The following is a 16,765-nucleotide window of genomic DNA, read 5'->3' as shown; positions in this document are numbered from 1 at the left end:
TTGCTTTCCCTAACGGCAGGTTGTACCGCAGTGCAGCATCGAATTATCCCGGGTGTGGCATTCCGTCGATACCCTTGCCGGCCTTTCCCTTCTAAAAGGGCTTGTAAGGTAAGGGAATCTCCAGCATGCCGCGATCACGCAATACCGAAGGCGCCATCTATATGAGCATGGCGATGGCGGGCTTTTCCGCAAGCGACGCACTCTCCAAATCCGTCATAGCCTACATGAATGCCGGCGAGATCATGTTTCTGCGTGGCCTCTTCACCAGCATCCTCGTCTATCTGATCGCCTGGAAGCTGGGCGCACTGCGGCCCTGGCGCGTCATGCTCAAGCCTATCATCGCGCTGCGCATAGCCTGCGAGATCATTGCCGCGGTTACCTACATTACCGCCCTTGGCATGATGCCGATTGCCAATGCCTCGGCGATCCTGCAGTCCCTGCCGCTGGTCGTCACCTTTGGCGCAGCACTCTTCTTCCAGGAGCCGGTCGGCTGGCGGCGCTGGATGGCGATCCTTGTCGGTCTTGTCGGCGTGATGATCATCATCCGTCCCGGCCCGGAGGGTTTTACCGCGGCCGCCCTGCTCTGCGTCGCCAGCGTCGCCGTCACGGCCGGCCGCGATCTTGCCACACGCAGCATCAGCAAGGATATCCCCTCGCTGATGATCACGACGATAACGGCGATCTCGGTTGCGCTCTTTGGCGCACTGATGATCCCTTTCCTCGGCGGTTGGGAGCCGGTCAGCGCCACCTCGCTGACGCATCTCCTGCTCGCCTCAGTGCTCGTGCTCGTCGGCTACCAGTCGGTCATCCTCGCCATGCGCACCGGCGAGATCTCCTTCGTCGCACCTTTCCGTTATACGAGCCTGATCTTCTCCTCGCTGCTCGGCTTCTTCTTCTTTGCCGAAGTGCCTGATTTCTGGACGCTGGTGGGCGCCGCCATCGTTATCGCCTCCGGACTCTATACGTTCTATCGTGAGGCCAAGCGCCACGTGCCGCCGATCGCCCAGGAATCGGCGCCCCGCTCGCCCGTGTGATAGTCTGAGGTATCGCCATGACTGACTTCGTGCTCGACCAATCGACCATTCCGGGCGTCGTCCTGGCCGGCGGGCGCTCGTCGCGCATGGGTCGCGACAAGGCGGGCGTCACGCTCGGCGGCCGCAGCCTGCTTTCGCATGTTCTGACCCGCCTAGCGCCGCAGACGGTTGAGATCGCCGTCAACGCAGATACTGCCGTCGGACACGACCTGCCCGTCGTCTCCGACCGCATTCGGGGCAAGGCGGGGCCGATGGCCGGAATCCATGCGGCCATGGTCTATGGCGCCGGCCTGCCCGCCACTCATGTCGTGACCGTCTCCGTCGATTGCCCCTTCTTTCCGTCCGATCTCGTTAGCCGGCTAGCGAATGCGGTAAGCCATCCCGAACAAATCGCCATTGCTGCCTCGGAAGGCCGCAGCCATCCTGTCTTCGGCCTATGGCCGACAGCGCTCGCCGGCGATCTGCAAGGTTGGGTCAGGATCGACGAGAAGCGTCGCGTGCGTGACTTCCTCTTGCGTCATGACGTTACGGAAGTGCCCTTCCCGCTACATCCGACCCGCGCCAGTGTTCTCGATCCCTTCTTTAACATCAACACGCCTGATGATTTAATCGAGGCCGAACGCTGGCTTGAAGCCCTTCGCACATGAAAGAAGAAGGGCATAGGAAAGAAGATGGGCGGATGACACAGAAGATCTTCGGCATCGCCGGCTGGAAGAATTCCGGCAAGACAGGCCTCGCCGTTCGCCTCGTCGAGGAGTTCACCCGTCGCGGCTATCGCATCTCCACCATCAAACACGCCCACCACGATTTCGACATCGACAAGGTCGGTGCCGACAGCTACCGCCACCGCCAGGCCGGCGCCCATGAGGTGACGATCGTCTCCGGCACCCGTTATGCCATCATGCACGAGCTGCGCGGCGCACCGGAGCCGAGTTTCGATGAGATATTGGCGCGGCTTGCGCCTTGCGATCTCGTGCTGATCGAGGGCTACAAACGCGAGCCGATCCCGAAGATCGAGGCGCGGCGCCTGGAAGCGGCAAGGCGGGATCCACTGGTGCCGGAGGATCCGCATATCGTGGCGATTGCCGCGGATCATGCCGTGGAGGATGCGGCAGGGCTCGCCGTGTTTGATCTGGATGATACGGTCGGGATCGCCGATTTTGTGGCGCGGATGGTTGGGCTTGGGGCTCCGGCGGGGGCTTGAGGGATAGGTGACGGCCTATCCCTGCTTTAAGCTGCTGGCGCATGCCGTGTGGCACCCCCCTCTGTCCTGCCGGACATCTCCCCCACAAGGGTGGAGATCGGCAAGCGGCGTGACCGTCACATCCTTCTTCGGTTTTGCCGGGTTGCAACGGTAGTTGTTTAGGGGGGCGGCGCCCCCAGCCAATCTCCCCACCTGTGGGGGAGATGTCCGGCAGGACAGAGGGGGGGTGCTACACGGCACGCTTCTCCTTCCAAAATCCCCAAAACAAAAAGAGCGGGGCCTCACGACCCCGCCTCCTCATGACATACCGGTATTCCCTTACCTGTTCTGCGCCACCGGCCGCACCAGCGGCGTCACACGCCGGATGGTCACACGCCGGTTCTCCTGATTCGGCCCAGCCGTATTCACCTTCAGATAGCGCTCGCCATAACCTTGCGTGGCAAGGTTCTCAGGCGGGATGCCATAGACATCCGTCAGCACGTTGGCGACCGATTCCGCGCGCTGGTCGGACAGGATCAGGTTGCTCTGATCGGAGCCGACGGCATCCGTATGGCCTTCGATCAGGAAGGTCTCGCTCTTGTTCTTGTCGAGCACTTCGTTGATCGCATCGGCCACCTTGCGCAGCGTGCGGGCCTGGCTCATCGGAATTTCCGCACTTCCCGTCGCAAACGTCACTGTATCCAGGTCGATACGGCGCACCTTGTCGCGGATACGGGCGGAATATTTCACCTCGTTCAGCGAATAGACACGTTCGACCGGCTCGACGGGTGGCTCGCTCAGGAACTCGTAATAGTCGCGGTCCGGATCGGTGCTGGTGTCGATGATATAGTCGTCCAGCGGCACGCGCAGGCGCATCGGCGGCAGGTCTGCGCCAGGATCCTCGAAGTAGTCGCGATCCGGATCCTCATAGAGCTCGGGGGAATAATAGAGCACTTCTTCCCGGCCGCGAGCATCGACGCGGGAGCGCTGGATGATGTCGCCGTACCGGTTGCGGATCGTCACGATGCGATAGCCCTCGGGCCGTATGATTGTCTCGCGATAGCGGTCACCCGAGAGCTCTTCATAACTCGGCCGTTCGCCATCGCGCAGGAAGCGGCGGTCGTCGTCGCTGCGAACGATAGTGCGGTCGCCGAACTGGATGATGACGCGGCTGTCGTCCGTGCGTTCGCCGTAACGCACGCCATCAGGTTGGGCGAACTGCGGACGGCGGTCGATACGCCGGCCCTCTTCACGCGTGATGGCCTCGATCTGCACTGGCGCACTCTGTCGGGTGGCGCTCAGCGACTGAGCCTCGGCATCCGAGGTCGGCAGCTTGAAATCCTGGCTGTCGGCGCGCTGGCGGTCACGATCGCGACGGCCCTGCCGGCCCTGGCTGCGGTCGGCATCCTTGTCGCTGTCGAGAACGGCGGCACCATTCTCAACCGGCAGGACGATGGTCTCGGTGCTTTTGGCCGGATCCTGGGCGATCTCCTTGCGGCGCTCCAGCTCCTTCGGCGTAACCTTTTCAGGTGCGGGAATGGCCTGTTCTGCCTGCTGTGGCGCAATGGCTGCCGGCTGTTCACCGGGCTGCGGCGCGATGGCTGCAGGCTGTTCAGGCTGCTGGCCGGGTAGAGGCTGAACGGTCTGGCCATTGGCCGGCTGTTCGCCAGCGGCTGGTTTCTCGGCGGTCGCCGGTGTTTCGGCTGTCGTCGGCTTCTCCGCCGGGACCGGCTTCTCGGCTGCTGGCTTTTCGCCGGCAGGCTGTTCGGCTGTTGCGGGCTTTCCGGCCGGTATGGGCGCTGCCTCACCGGATGGCGCTGCCTGCTGCTCGGTAGCTGCGGGGCGCTTGCCGCCGGCCGGCCGCTTGCCGCCCTGCTGCTCTGCCGGCTGTTCCGTGCTCTGCTCGGCAGGCTGCTCTGTCGTTTCCGGCTTCTGGCGCTGCGGGCGCTGGCGCGGTTTTTCGGCGGGCTGATTCGCCTCGCCGGCGGCAGGAGCTTCGGCAGCCGGCTGCTGGGTGTCAGGGGCTGCCTGTTCGGCATTCTGCTTGCGATCACGCTGGCGCTTTGGCTGTTCTGCCGGCGGCTGCTCTGCCTTGGGCTGTTCGGCTTGCGGCTGTTCGGCCTGTGGTGCCGCCTGTTCCGGCTGCGCCTGACGCTGGCGGCGCGGCTTCTGGGGTTCTTCGGCGGCGGGAGCCTGCTGCTCGGGTGCTGCCTGTTCGGGCTGGGCTTCGCGCTGGCGGCGCGGACGTGCGGGCTCTTCAGCCGCGGGGGCCTGGGCTTGCGGCTCTGCCTGCGGTTCGGGCTCGCGCTGGCGCTTGGGCTTCTGTTCCGGTTCCGGAGCGCTTTCGGCGGGCGCTTCACGCTTCTGCGGCTTTTCGGCGGGCGCCTCCTGCTGCTGTTGCTGCTCCTCTGCCTGCTTCCTCTTCTTTTTCAAAAGCTCCTCTTCAGAAGGTGCGTCCTGCGCTACCTCGTAGCTGCCCCCAACGACGGTACTGGCAACAGTGCCGGCAGCGCCATGCTCTACCCCGCCGACTGCGGCGTAGGCGCCTACCGGCGGCACCGCGAAGGCAAGGGAAAGCAGCGGAAAGGCCGCGCTCGCAAACAATCTGGATTTCATGCCCATCAGGGGTTTCCTCGTCCTTGTTTTGACTTCGACCGGGGCTCACTGCCCCGCAATCACGGCTTTTTGTGCACCATGCGAAACTCAAAGCGCTAAAATGCCGGTTTGTTCCTGACGCTAAGAAGGACGGGATTAACCTCACCTGAACACCACGGTCGGCCCCTGTTCATCTCGGTTGCCGGTTGCAACGCACAACTGCGCGGGGATTCCTGTTGCAATTTTGCGAAAAAAGGTTTGATTATCGCCGCAAGACGGTGGTGGCACCGTCGAAGTGTGCGGCCGCCGGCGAACAACAAAAAGGCCCGGCGCCACCAACAGAGAGGATCCTCATGCGCATTTCCACCAAGCTCCTTGCTGCAGCTTCGCTCGCGGCAATGTCCCTTTTCGCCGGTTCGGCCCTCGCCGATGGCGAAAAATATGTGATCGGCACGGATTCGACCTATCCGCCGTTCGAATTCGTCGACGCCAGTGGCACCATTCAGGGTTTCGACATCGATATCGCCAAGGCGCTTTGCGCTGAGATGAAAGCCGAGTGCTCTTTCGTCTCGACCGATTGGGACGGAATCATTCCGGCGCTGAACGCCAAGAAGTTCGACATGATCGTCTCGTCCATGTCGATTACGCCTGAGCGCCTCAAGCTCGTCGACTTCTCCAACAAGTATTACAACACTCCGCCGGCAATCGCCGTGCCGAAGGACTCCACGATCACGGATGTTGCCGGCCTCAAGGGCAAGGTGATCGGCGCGCAGACCTCCACGACCCACGCCAACTACGCCGAGAAGCATCTCGCCGACACCGAGCTGAAGCTCTACCCGACGGCTGACGAGTACAAGCTCGACGTTTCCAGCGGCCGTGTCGACGCCGTCATCGACGACGTCGTCGTTCTCTCCGAATGGGTCAAGTCCGATGCCGGCGCCTGCTGCAAGATCCTGACGACCCTGCCGGTCGACAAGGAAATCAACGGCAACGGTGCAGGCATTGCCATCCGCAAGGGCGATCCGCTGAAGGAAAAGCTGAACACCGCGATCGCTGCGATCCGCGCCAGCGGCGAATACAAGAAGATCCAGGAAAAGTACTTCGATTTCGACGTTTACGGCGAATGATAAATTCGCTATCTGGCCGATGAAGGTAATGGCGGAAGGCTTGCTCTTCCGCCATTTTTTGTTCGGCAACACGGCGATGTCAAAACGGCAAAAGCCGTGAGAGGAATTCTCATGCGTATTTCCACGAAGCTCCTTGCTGCAGCCTCGGTTGCGGCAATGTCTCTCTTTGCCGGCGCGGCTCTCGCCGACGGCGAAAAATACGTCATCGGCACCGATTCGACCTACCCGCCGTTCGAATTCGTCGACGCCAGTGGCACCATTCAGGGCTTCGACATCGATATCGCCAAGGCCCTCTGCGCTGAGATGAAGGCCGAGTGCTCTTTCGTCTCGACCGATTGGGACGGCATCATTCCGGCGCTGAACGCCAAGAAGTTCGACATGATCGTCTCGTCGATGGCAATCACCCCGGAGCGCCTGAAGCTCGTCGACTTCTCCGATCATTTTTACAGAACCCCACCGGCCGTTGCCGTGCCGAAGGATTCGACCGTGACCGATGTTGCCGGCCTCAAGGGCAAGGTAATCGGTGTGCAAACCTCCACGACGAACGTCAACTATGTCGAGAAGCATCTCGCCGACAGCGAACTGAAGCTTTACCCGACGGCTGACGAGTACAAACTCGACGTTTCCAGCGGCCGTGTCGATGCCGTCATCGACGACGTCGTCGTTCTCTCCGAATGGGTCAAGTCCGCCGACGGCTCCTGCTGCAAGATCCTGACGACCCTCCCGATCGACAAGGAAATCAATGGCAGTGGCGCAGGCATCGCCATCCGCAAGGGCGATCCGCTGAAGGAAAAGCTGAACGCGGCGATCGCCGCGATCCGCGCCAGCGGCGAGTACAAGAAGATCCAGGAAAAGTACTTCGATTTCGACGTTTACGGCGAATGATAAATTCGCTATCTGGCCGATGAAGATACTGGCGGAAGGCTTGCTCTTCCGCCATTTTTGTTTGACAAAGGTGGCAATATCAAAACGGCAAAAGCCGTGAGGGGAATTCTGGCATGGGCGGATTATTTTCCGCGCTTGGCTCCTTCTGGAGCCTGATTGTGCACATCGTCGATCCACTGTGCGGGCCCGTTGGCATCTTCACCTGGTTAGCGCCGTCGACGATTCTTGCCTGTGGCGACACGGGCTGGGGCGACGAGATCGCGCTTGGCCTGCAGGTCACGGTTTCGGTGGCGCTCGTTACCCTGCCGATCGGCCTCGTCATCGGTTTTCTGGTCGCGCTCGGCCAGCAATCGGAAGAAAAGTCGCTGCGGCTGGCGGCTGGCGTCTACACCACGATTTTCCGCGGCCTGCCGGAGCTTCTGACGCTCTTCATCATCTATTACGGCATGCAGATCCTCATCCAGTATCTGCTGGATCTCGCCGGCTATAACGGTCCGCCGGTCGAAATCAATGCCTTCCTTGCCGGCGTGATCGCACTGTCGGTCGTCTTTTCCGCCTATTGCTCGGAAGTGCTGCTCTCGGCCTTCCGCGCCATTCCCAAGGGACAATACGAAGCGGGAGACGCGCTTGGCCTGCATCGCGGCCGTACGTTGCGCCTCATCGTCCTGCCCCAGCTGGTGCGCATTGCCCTGCCGGGCCTCACGAACCTCTGGATGGTGCTGCTGAAGGACACCTCCTATGTGTCGATCATCAGCCTTGCCGATATCCTGCGCCAGACGAGCGTCGCCGTGCGCGTGACCAAGGAACCCTTCTTCTTCTATGGCATTGCCTGCTGTCTCTATCTGGCGCTGGCCATCCTCTCCTCCTTCGTGCTCGTCTATATCGACCGCTGGGCCAAGCGTTCGGAGGTTCGCCGATGAGCTACGCTGAAACATTGATCCCGCCGCAGCCGGCACCCCGCGCGGTGGCAAAGCCGATGACGGCCTCACGTTTCGCCGGCTATATATTCGTGGCCTTCTGGGCGCTGCTTGCCGCGCTTTTGATCTACACCGTCATCAATGGCTGGGATCCCGAGAAGTTCACCCGCTACGGGCCGCGTTATCTGCATGGCCTGTGGATGACGCTCAGCATTGTGAGCCTTTCCGTTGTCTGCGGCGCCGTCCTGTCGCTGCCGCTCGCCATGGCGCGCATGTCGAAAAGTCGCGTGCTGAGCTGGCTCGCCTACGGCTACATCTATTTCTTCCGCGGCACGCCGCTGCTTGCCCAGCTCTTCCTGGTCTATTACGGCCTCGGTGCGTTCCGGCCGCAGCTGGAATCGGTCGGTCTCTGGTGGTTCTTCCGCGATGCCTGGTTTTGCGGCGTCTTCGCCATGACCATCAATACCGCGGCCTATCAGGCTGAAATCCTGCGCGGCGCAATCGAAAGCGTTCCGTATGGCCAGCGCGAGGCGGCCGATGCACTCGGCATCCACAGGGTCATCGCTTTCCGCAAGATCATCCTGCCGCAGGCCTTCATCGTGGCGCTGCGCCCCTATGGCAACGAGATCATCCTGCTCATCAAGGGCTCGGCGGTCGTTGCCATCATTACCGTGCTCGACCTCATGGGCGAGACGCGCTATGCCTTCTCGCGCACTTTTGATTACCAGACCTACCTATGGGCGGCGATCTTCTACCTCGCCATCGTCGAGGCGCTTCGCCATCTCTGGAACTGGATCGAACGCCGCCTGACGCGTCATTTGAAGCGCTGAAAAGACTTAGCAGCACTCCCCGGAGATTGCTGCTAAGTATTTGAAATCAAAAATAAATAGCTCTTTTATGCGCTATCTGTCAAGCTTCGGTTAACCACTGCATGATCTCATATCATGTGGCGCTAATAAGCGCGGAGTGGGAACAAGAAGAAGCGAGACAAGATGCACAAGGACATGGAAAAACAGCTCAAGGGTTATGGGCTGACGACAGCGCAGATCCTCTATCGCATGCCGGATCATCCGGCCTTTCTCCAGACCTATATCTGGCAGGACTACGACCTCGCCCCGGACTTTCCGGAAATGCGCGGTTTTCTGAAATTCTGGCAGGAGAAACTGGACGGGCCGCTGCATTCGGTGCGTTACATTCACCGCAGGCTCATTTCGGCAACGGAATGGCGCTCCCTTAAGGGCGAATTCATATTGCACTGAAATTGCAGTTGCGATGGTAAGCTGTGGGCTCTAAAACGCCCGCATGAACAAAAAGAAGATCGACGAAGAGGCTCTTGCGGAAGCCTATAACCGCGCTCTTGCGCTTGAAAAAGCCGGGGACATCGATGCGGCCGTGGAAGCCTATCAGGAAGTCCTGGCCATCGATCCCGACGATCACGGCGGCGCGGCTGTGCGTATTGCCTCCATGGGTCGCGGCGAAACGCCTGTCCGGGCGCCGGACGCCTATGTCGAAACCCTCTTCGATCAGCATGCCGAAGTCTTCGAGGATGTGCTGGTGGAGCAACTCGGCTACCACGTGCCGATGCTCGTGCGCCAGCGCCTGCAGGACCTGAAGCTCGGCCCCTTCAAACGCATGCTAGATCTCGGTTGCGGCACCGGCCTGACGGGCAGCGCGCTGAATGACCTCTGCGAGGAGATGATCGGCATCGATATCTCCGAAAACATGGTCGTCATCGCCGATGAGAAGGAAGTCTACGAGACGCTCTTCGTCGCCGAGGTCGAGGATTTCCTCGACGATAATGACGAAGAGCCCTTCGACCTGATCACCGCAACCGACGTGCTGCCCTATCTCGGAGCGCTGGAGCCGCTCTTCTTCGGCGCTGCCGAAAACATGAATGCCGGCGGCATCTTCATCTTCTCCTCAGAAACCCTGCCTGAAAGGCTGGCGGACGGCCGCCCCTATATGGTTGGCCCGCACCAGCGTTTCATCCACACCGAGACCTATATCCGCGAGCGCCTGGCCGCCACAGGCTTTGAGCTCATCGAGATGATGGAGATCAACGTGCGCATGCAGGAGGGCCAGCCGAGCCCCGGCCATCTGGTGACGGCGCGCTATAACGGCTGAAGGTGCCATCTGGCATTTTGCGGGCGCCTTGCTAATTTCTTGACCTGATCTCATCAGGAAAGGTCAATGCATGGCGCTCGTTCTCTACCAGCATCCGCTTGCCTCCTTCTGCCACAAGGTGCTGATCGCGCTTTATGAGAACGGGACGCCCTTCGAAAACCGCTTCGTCGATCTCGCCGACGAACAGTCGAGCGCCGATCTCCTGCGCTTCTGGCCGGTCGGCAAGATCCCCATCCTGCGTGATGAGACGCGCGATAGCACGGTTCCCGAAACCAGCATCATCATCGAATATCTGGATCGGCACTATCCTGGCCCGGTCCCGCTCGTACCAGAGGAAACCAATGCCGGCCTGCAGGTCCGCCTCTGGGACCGCTTCTTCGATCTCTATGTGCAGGTGCCGATGCAGAAGATCGTCATAGACCGGATACGCCCGGAAGACTCGGCCGATCCGCACGGCGTCAACGAAGCGCGCGCCATGCTGTCCCTTGCCTACGACATGGTGGAAAAGCAGATCGACGGCAAAGCCTGGATCACCGGCGACGCCTTCACCATGGCCGACTGCGCCGCAGCACCCGCCCTCTTCTATGCCCGCACGCTGGTGCCTTTCACGGAGAAACGGCCGGGGCTGGAAGCCTATTACCGCCGCCTGCTGGAGCGCCCCTCCTTCGCCCGCGTGCTGAAAGAGGCGCTGCCCTATTTCAAGTTCTATCCCTACAAGGAAGATTTGCCGGACGAGTTTCGGCCCCAAGAATAGCAGGCGCCTGCCGTCCTAGTGAGCGTTCGAATAGCCGGCCTGCTGGGACGGATGGGCTTGCGCAAATTCCGGAAGGTCGAAACAGCGCGTCCCAAGAGCCGCCACGGCCGGAAAGGCCGAGAGGTCGATCTTGTTGAACTCGGCCAAGACGATCTGGCCGGCGATGCAGATATCGGCAATGCCGGGGGTCTCGCCCAGCGCAAAGGGTGCGGGCGGCCGCCGCATGAGCAGGCGCTCGTAGGTCGCAAGTCCCTCCGTCGTCCAATGCCGGCACCATGCCTCGATCGCAGATGCATCGGCGCCGAGGGCCTGGCCGAGATGTTTGCGCACGCGCGGCACGATCAGCGGATGGGCATCGGCGACGGCAACCAACGCCAGCGACCGGGCATAGGCCTTCTCCCTGGCGTCAACGGGCATCAGCCTTGGCTCGGGATGGATATCATCAAGATATTCCATGATCGCCAGCGACTGGAAGACCCGGTGACCGTCGTGAACCAGCGTCGGCACGACACGCTCGGCATTTACTTCCGCATAGGCGGCATCGAATTGATGCCCGGAGAGAATGTCGATCTCGATTTCTTCGAAAGGCAATTTCTTCAAGGCAAGCGCCACACGGACGCGGAAAGCTGCATTGGAGCGCCAGAAGCCGTAAAGTTGAATGGTCATGGGAGTGATCCGCTGTGATTGAATGCCAGGCCTCGCGATGATGCGAACCTGCCCCTATTTAGCGGATAATCTGCGCTCGTGTCTCGCCTCGCGCGATCGCAGTGACGCAATGTCACTTTGCCGGCACTTAAGCCCTTGCTTCGAGAGAGGATGAACGGCGGACCTAATGCCCGCCATCACCGCCGAGAATGGCCGAGAGCAGCCGCCCCTCCAGCTCCGCCAGCGCAGGATTACCGTGGCGGCGCGGGTGCGGATAGGGAATGGCGAGATCGAGCGCAATGCGGCCCTCTTCCAGTACGATGACCCGGTCGGCCAGATGCACCGCCTCGCTGACATCATGGGTGACGAGCACGGTGGTGCAGCCGAGTTCGCGCCAGACGCGGTTCGCCATTCGCCGGCCTTTTCGGCGAGTTGCACTTCGGCAAGCACAGCCTTGGCTTCTTCCAGCGCCCGCTTCTTCTCGATACCTTCGCCGAGACCGACGACGATAACGCCCGCATTTCTATGCCTATGAGATGAAGCTCGGGGAAACCCGCATCTCTGCCTCGCTCGCCACCGTTTCCTTCGAAGCGGCACGCAGCGGCACCAGGATGGTCTTCACCGAACAGGTGGTCTCCCTCGACGGCTACGCCGACAATGGCGCTCGCCTCCAGGGCACCGAGATCGGCCTCGACAATCTGGAACTCTTACTCGAGCGCAAGGAAGGCCCGATCCACTGATGCGGCTCCGGTTGATTGCGGTCCGGCTTATAGAATGGGCAGGAAAGGACAGCGCACGGCCTTCGGCGGCATGCACGACAACGTGACGTGCAGCGCCTCCAATAGGGGCTGCGTAGGCTCATTTTTTCATCAATGGCTCGAGTGACGATCTCAGGACCTCAGTATCCGCGCCTCCGATCATGCACCATCCGGATCTTTGGAATGCCAGCTGAAGATCCGTCTCAGCCCGCTTGTCATCTCCCGTCGCCTGAAGCGCCTGCCGTCGCTGAACGTAAGACTCGTTGCACTCCCTTGCGCTCAGCGCCTGATCGAATTCCAGGATCGCATTGCGATAGTCCCGTCTATTGAGAAACCACCGACCGACAAGAAAGTGCGCGTGTGAAAGCAGCCGGTCACGGGTGAAACCGAAAATGCCCTCCTGCGGGACGACGGACTGGAGAAGCTCTCCCATGGCATCCGGCTCGGCCTCGGTGAGCCGATCCAGATCATCATCGAGTTTGTCGAACTGGTTATCCAGTTGGCTCAATGACAATTCGGGACTGGACACCCTTCCGGTTATGGAAACCTTGCGGTAGCACGCAGGATCCGCGAGCGCGAGCCGACCCAACGTCTGCCAAAGATCGGCACTCGACGAAATGCTGGCATCGGGCGAATTCGCCAAGGACCGCGCGATCAGCTGACGCATATGCGAACGATCCGCTTCGCCGGTCAAATCAAGGCACGTGCGGGCAACGTCGAAATAACTCGAGCGCGCCAATGCAGCATTCAGACGAGGCAACTCCGGCGCCTTGGTCGCAGGGCGATCGCCATACTCTCTGAAATAACGTGCTGCGCCGGTTTCATCACTGTTATCCCAGCCGACCGGTGTGAGGGACGGACTGTTTGCTGCATTATCATCCAATACAGCGACTGACCGTAGCGGCCCGATCTCATAAAGCCTATCGGCGGGAACCGTCAGCAACCAGTGAAACTGGCTGACGAGCTGGACATCGCTGTCGATGAAATTGCCAACTGCATTTGCCAGGAATTTGCCGATCAGCAGCCTGCGCATTTCCTCCGGGAAGGCGTCCAGATTTGGACCGTCGGTACGCGGAGGAATGGCGGCCCAGACTGCTGCGATGGCTTGCGGGCCTTTTGCAAAATTGAGCGTCAACTTCCAGGCTGCAAGCGATCGCTCAATCTGCATGCGTCCTTCCGGCGTTGCCGAGCGGTATGCATCGGCAAGGACACGCAATTTGCGTTCGCGTTCCGCCGCCGGGGTCACGAGAACGGGGCCCATCAGCACCCGGTCCGAACCAGACATCCAACTGTTGCCGAGCAGTTGATCCTCGCGGCGGCGCAGCTCGGCCAGCCATCCGCGGTCTCCGAGATCGCGCACTAGAAGGTCGGTCCCCTTACCGCGTTCGCTGAAATTCGCCTGTTCGGACGCAATTACTAAATCGATCAGTTCGAAGAGCTGACTGTGAGGCAGCCGGTCGTCGCTTGCGACAGCAACGAGGGCCGAGTCGACTATCTCCGAAACGACGGTTTCAACCGGCCTGTCCAGATCGCCCTGCAGAATCAAGAAGGTTGAGATCATGATCGGCACCGAAACAAGCACCGCCAGGGACAGAATGAATTCGCCCATGAATATGGGCCGTGCATACTCCCGCCATTGATTGCGCAAGGCATCGGGCCTGGGTTTCCTTGACCAGAGCCCCCGGCGGTCGGCTTGCATCACCCGCTGCAGTGCAGCGCCAACTGCAAGCCGGTTGATGAAGACGGCCATGACAAAGCGTGCGACCAGCAAAACGGGAATGCCTGCAACAGCAACCAGTTGCGCCGTATCGTTGTTCAACGAAAAGCCACACACTGCAATCATGCCCAGGAGTGCGAGGAAAAGGCCACCTTGCCAGATCAGCCCTGCGGCGGCCAACCGCGTCGTTGGGATGAGCAAGGTCTTCCAGTCGAAGCGGAACGGCCAACGACCGTGATCGACCGTGTCCTTGTGAAATTTGACGAGATCGGCCGTTTCCAACGCGAAAATACGGTCTTCAGCCGGAAAAGCGGGCAAGCCGGTCCGTTCGTCCACATATGCCGCCCGTCCGGCCGCTCGGCGCTGCAGAACGCCGCGTGCCGATTGAGCATGCGCCAGCCACGAGAAGTAAATCATGGCGGCTTCCTGGCCGCAAAGCTGCACGAGGCTGGCCGGCCGCTCGGCAAACCGGCACTGCTGCTCGATCGTTTCGACGACAGCACAAACGCCGCGCCCCTGCGCGAATTCCTTTACGGTTTCCAGCCCCTGAAGCCCGATGGGAGGGAGAATCGACGGAAAGTGACGACCGACGGCTTGCAGAAATTGCTCGTGACGCTGCAGGCTCAGGCCAGCGGCCAGATTGAACAACTCGATCCACGGCTGCGCTTCGTAGACTGCGGGATCCGCGCCCCAGGGACGTGCTTTCTCCCGCGCCACGATTTCTCTCAGGCGCTCGAAAACCAGACCGTCGTCTATCGTCTCGATCTCGGCCGGAAACTCCGTGAGGTTTGCAGCCGCCGATTCCGGTTGCGGCACCGTCTCGCCGTCCGTGTCCACCTTCAGTTGTTCGCCGGAACGACCGATATTCTCTCGTTCCGGCAACTCGGCAAGATCGACGTCCCATCCCAGGTCATTCCGGTCATCGATGGTCGCCGTCAGCAGGTCCGCAGGCTGTGCATTCGCCCAGTTCAGCGCGGCATCGCGCGCGCCGAGCAACCGCTGGAATCCTTCCGGATCCTCGTCCGGCCTGAAATCGCGGAGTCGCCGGGCATAGGCCCGCCGAATATCGTCTTCTTCCTGCGTCGGTGCGATCTGCAGGAGTGTCCAGCAAGTTTCAACCATGGGATCAAAGAATTCTGCGTTCGAACTGGTTCAATGTTTCGGCAAATGCACGGCGCACGCTGTCAAGATCATGGTTTGCCTGATCGTTCAGCGCGGTCTCGAATTGCAGGAGAAGCTGCGCAATATGCTCCCGCACCGGTCCCAGCGATTCGACGTACAGTCTTTCCGCGCGTGCAATCAGCGAACGATTTTCCTGCTGATCGCGTGGCGCCAGCTTGATGGATGCGAGCGCTGCGAAGCTCTTTTCGAGTTCCTGGTCGTTGAGATTGGACTGGTTGCGGAAGACTTTCCGTTCAACGTGTCCCGTCGAGATCACTTTTACTTCGACTTCCAGCGCGCCGTTGATGTCATAGGTGAACCGCACACCCACGGTCTCCCTGCCGGCCGGTCCCGGCGGGACCGATACGCTGACGGTCCCTATCTGCACATTCTGCGAGGGGCGCATATGCTCCCCCTGCAGCACCTCGATATTGACGTGCGTCTGCATGTTCGACGCCGTCCAATAGATATTCTCCCGGCTGATCGGGACCACCGCATTGCGTTCAATGATCGGCGACAGGATGACGCCATCAGGCGCCCTGGGATCGAGGACGGAGGTTCCCAAGGTGAAGGGGCATACATCCGTCATGATGATTTCATCGAGCGCACCGCGGCGATGCTTGAGACCGGCCTGCACCGCCGCACCGATCGCGATGGCATGATCGGGCCGCCCGTGCACCAGCGGAAAGCGCCCGAACAGCCTGGTGACGAGATTGCGCACGAGGGGTATCCTGGTCGCGCCGCCAACGAGAACGATCTGATCGATTTTTGCGATGTCGACCCGAGCGTCGCGAACGGCGCTCTCGATCGGTATGCGCATGCGCCTGAGGAGCGGAGCGGCCGCTTCCTCGAATGCAGCCCGGCTTAGCTCTCCCGTACATTTCGTTTTGCCGAGCGTGAAATCATAGCCTGCTTCCGCCTTGTCGGTCAGGGCGAATTTGAGCGTTTCGGCCTCGCGCACCAGTCGCGCCCGGTCAGCCGGCTCGAGCTTGGCCTCATTCAATTCATGCCGCTTGATCAGAAGTTCAGCGATCACGTTGCGAAAATCATCGCCGCCGAGCAGGGAATCCCCGGCCGAAGCCCGGATTTCCATCACATTCTCGTATTTGTGCAGAAGAGAGACGTCGAATGTTCCGCCGCCGAGGTCGAGGATCAGAAAGCGCCCGTCTCCCACCGCTTCCAGGCCATGCGCCAGCGCCGCGGCGGTGGGCTCGTTGATCAGCCGCTCGACCTTGAGGCCAGCCAGTCGCGCCGCGTCGAGCGTCGCCTTGCGCTGAGGATCATTGAAATAGGCCGGAACCGAAATGACGGCCTCGACGATCTCTTCACCGAGGCTGGACTCGACGTCATCCTTGAGCGACTTCAGCACCAGTGCCGACAGTTCCTCGGCTCGCCAGGTCTTGCCGGCCAGTTGCGTGCCGTTGGCGCTTCCCATCCAGCGTTTGAATGAAGCGACGGAGCGCTGCGGATGCGTGATCAATCGATCGGCGGCGGCTCGCCCAACCAGCAATACGCCGTCGTCGGCAATGCTGACCGCTGATGGTGTCAGGGTTTCGCCAAGCGCGTTGGCGATGAGTTCCGCACCATTTTCCGACCAGACGGCCACCAACGAATTGGACGTGCCAAGATCGATACCGATAATTGCCATTAAAACCTCGGATGCGAATTAAACGGGTGCGGTCTGTCCGCTACCTCGACAGGAGCAACAACAGGCTTTCACTGCTTTGCGGCCCTCCTCATGTCGAGGTGGCTCACTTGCGCGGCACCGGCGTCATGCCGGCGATGTGAAGAAGGGTGGAATATCCGAAGACTAGCCGTGCGAAACCAAGCAACGCATGGGCCGTCGATGGCCGATGATTGATGAA

Annotated in this window: 14 protein-coding genes and 2 pseudogenes; 11 read left to right on the top strand and 5 right to left on the bottom strand. The window is 60.8% G+C overall.

Annotated features, from left to right (window positions below):
* The first annotated feature begins 125 nt into the window (after positions 1–125).
* From H4W29_RS32545 to mobB, 3 genes are read left to right on the top strand one after another with little or no spacing between them, the layout of a single operon-like run.
* The gene (locus tag H4W29_RS32545) at positions 126–1,034 is read left to right on the top strand and encodes a DMT family transporter (protein WP_192732984.1); all 909 of its coding nucleotides are present in this window, start codon (positions 126–128) and stop codon (positions 1,032–1,034) included.
* Between the two features lie 17 nt (positions 1,035–1,051).
* Complete coding sequence (gene mobA / locus H4W29_RS32540; protein WP_192732983.1) at positions 1,052–1,681, top strand: molybdenum cofactor guanylyltransferase MobA; 630 nt, start codon at positions 1,052–1,054, stop codon at positions 1,679–1,681.
* 32 nt (positions 1,682–1,713) lie between these two features.
* A complete protein-coding gene (gene mobB / locus H4W29_RS32535; protein ID WP_192732982.1) occupies positions 1,714–2,238 on the top strand; it encodes a molybdopterin-guanine dinucleotide biosynthesis protein B in 525 nt (174 codons plus the stop codon).
* Between the two features lie 318 nt (positions 2,239–2,556).
* Here the strand turns inward: mobB and H4W29_RS32530 are convergent, their stop codons facing one another.
* Positions 2,557–4,839: an OmpA family protein gene (locus H4W29_RS32530; protein WP_192732981.1), complete on the bottom strand. Its 2,283-nt coding sequence runs from the start codon at positions 4,837–4,839 to the stop codon at positions 2,557–2,559.
* A gap of 326 nt (positions 4,840–5,165) precedes the next feature.
* On the opposite strand from H4W29_RS32530, the gene H4W29_RS32525 reads away from it, so the two are divergent.
* From H4W29_RS32525 to H4W29_RS32495, 7 genes are all read left to right on the top strand, one after another.
* Positions 5,166–5,939, top strand: a complete 774-nt coding sequence (locus H4W29_RS32525; RefSeq protein ID WP_192732980.1) for a transporter substrate-binding domain-containing protein — start codon at positions 5,166–5,168, stop codon at positions 5,937–5,939.
* Between the two features lie 111 nt (positions 5,940–6,050).
* Complete coding sequence (locus H4W29_RS32520) at positions 6,051–6,824, top strand: transporter substrate-binding domain-containing protein (protein WP_192732979.1); 774 nt, start codon at positions 6,051–6,053, stop codon at positions 6,822–6,824.
* Positions 6,825–6,937: 113 nt separating this feature from the next.
* A complete protein-coding gene (locus H4W29_RS32515; protein ID WP_192732978.1) occupies positions 6,938–7,744 on the top strand; it encodes an ABC transporter permease in 807 nt (268 codons plus the stop codon).
* Positions 7,741–8,571, top strand: a complete 831-nt coding sequence (locus H4W29_RS32510; RefSeq protein WP_192732977.1) for an ABC transporter permease — start codon at positions 7,741–7,743, stop codon at positions 8,569–8,571. The genes H4W29_RS32515 and H4W29_RS32510 overlap by 4 nt, the downstream gene beginning before the upstream one ends.
* A 162-nt stretch (positions 8,572–8,733) precedes the next feature.
* Complete coding sequence (locus H4W29_RS32505; protein WP_192732976.1) at positions 8,734–9,000, top strand: usg protein; 267 nt, start codon at positions 8,734–8,736, stop codon at positions 8,998–9,000.
* A 43-nt stretch (positions 9,001–9,043) separates the two neighbouring features.
* Complete coding sequence (locus H4W29_RS32500) at positions 9,044–9,865, top strand: class I SAM-dependent methyltransferase (protein WP_192732975.1); 822 nt, start codon at positions 9,044–9,046, stop codon at positions 9,863–9,865.
* Positions 9,866–9,935: 70 nt separating this feature from the next.
* Positions 9,936–10,619: a glutathione S-transferase family protein gene (locus H4W29_RS32495; protein WP_192732974.1), complete on the top strand. Its 684-nt coding sequence runs from the start codon at positions 9,936–9,938 to the stop codon at positions 10,617–10,619.
* 15 nt (positions 10,620–10,634) lie between these two features.
* On the opposite strand, the gene maiA is transcribed toward H4W29_RS32495, so the two are convergent.
* Both maiA and H4W29_RS32485 read right to left on the bottom strand, forming a co-directional pair.
* Positions 10,635–11,285, bottom strand: coding sequence for a maleylacetoacetate isomerase (gene maiA, locus H4W29_RS32490; protein ID WP_192732973.1), 651 nt, complete (start codon positions 11,283–11,285; stop codon positions 10,635–10,637).
* Between the two features lie 163 nt (positions 11,286–11,448).
* A pseudogene (locus H4W29_RS32485) lies at positions 11,449–11,774 on the bottom strand (ABC transporter ATP-binding protein); the annotation flags it as partial.
* Positions 11,775–11,788: 14 nt separating this feature from the next.
* Between H4W29_RS32485 and H4W29_RS32480 the strand changes: the two are divergent.
* A pseudogene (locus tag H4W29_RS32480) lies at positions 11,789–12,004 on the top strand (SRPBCC family protein); the annotation flags it as partial.
* A 118-nt stretch (positions 12,005–12,122) separates the two neighbouring features.
* Here the strand turns inward: H4W29_RS32480 and H4W29_RS32475 are convergent.
* Positions 12,123–14,861: a hypothetical protein gene (locus H4W29_RS32475; protein WP_210332485.1), complete on the bottom strand. Its 2,739-nt coding sequence runs from the start codon at positions 14,859–14,861 to the stop codon at positions 12,123–12,125.
* 4 nt (positions 14,862–14,865) lie between these two features.
* Complete coding sequence (locus H4W29_RS32470) at positions 14,866–16,548, bottom strand: molecular chaperone HscC (protein WP_192732971.1); 1,683 nt, start codon at positions 16,546–16,548, stop codon at positions 14,866–14,868.
* Between the last annotated feature and the right edge of the window lie 217 nt (positions 16,549–16,765).

It is taken from the genome of Rhizobium viscosum (assembly GCF_014873945.1).
In the GTDB taxonomy this organism is placed as follows: domain Bacteria; phylum Pseudomonadota; class Alphaproteobacteria; order Rhizobiales; family Rhizobiaceae; genus Rhizobium; species Rhizobium viscosum.
This window is presented reverse-complemented; position numbering and strand designations above follow the sequence as displayed.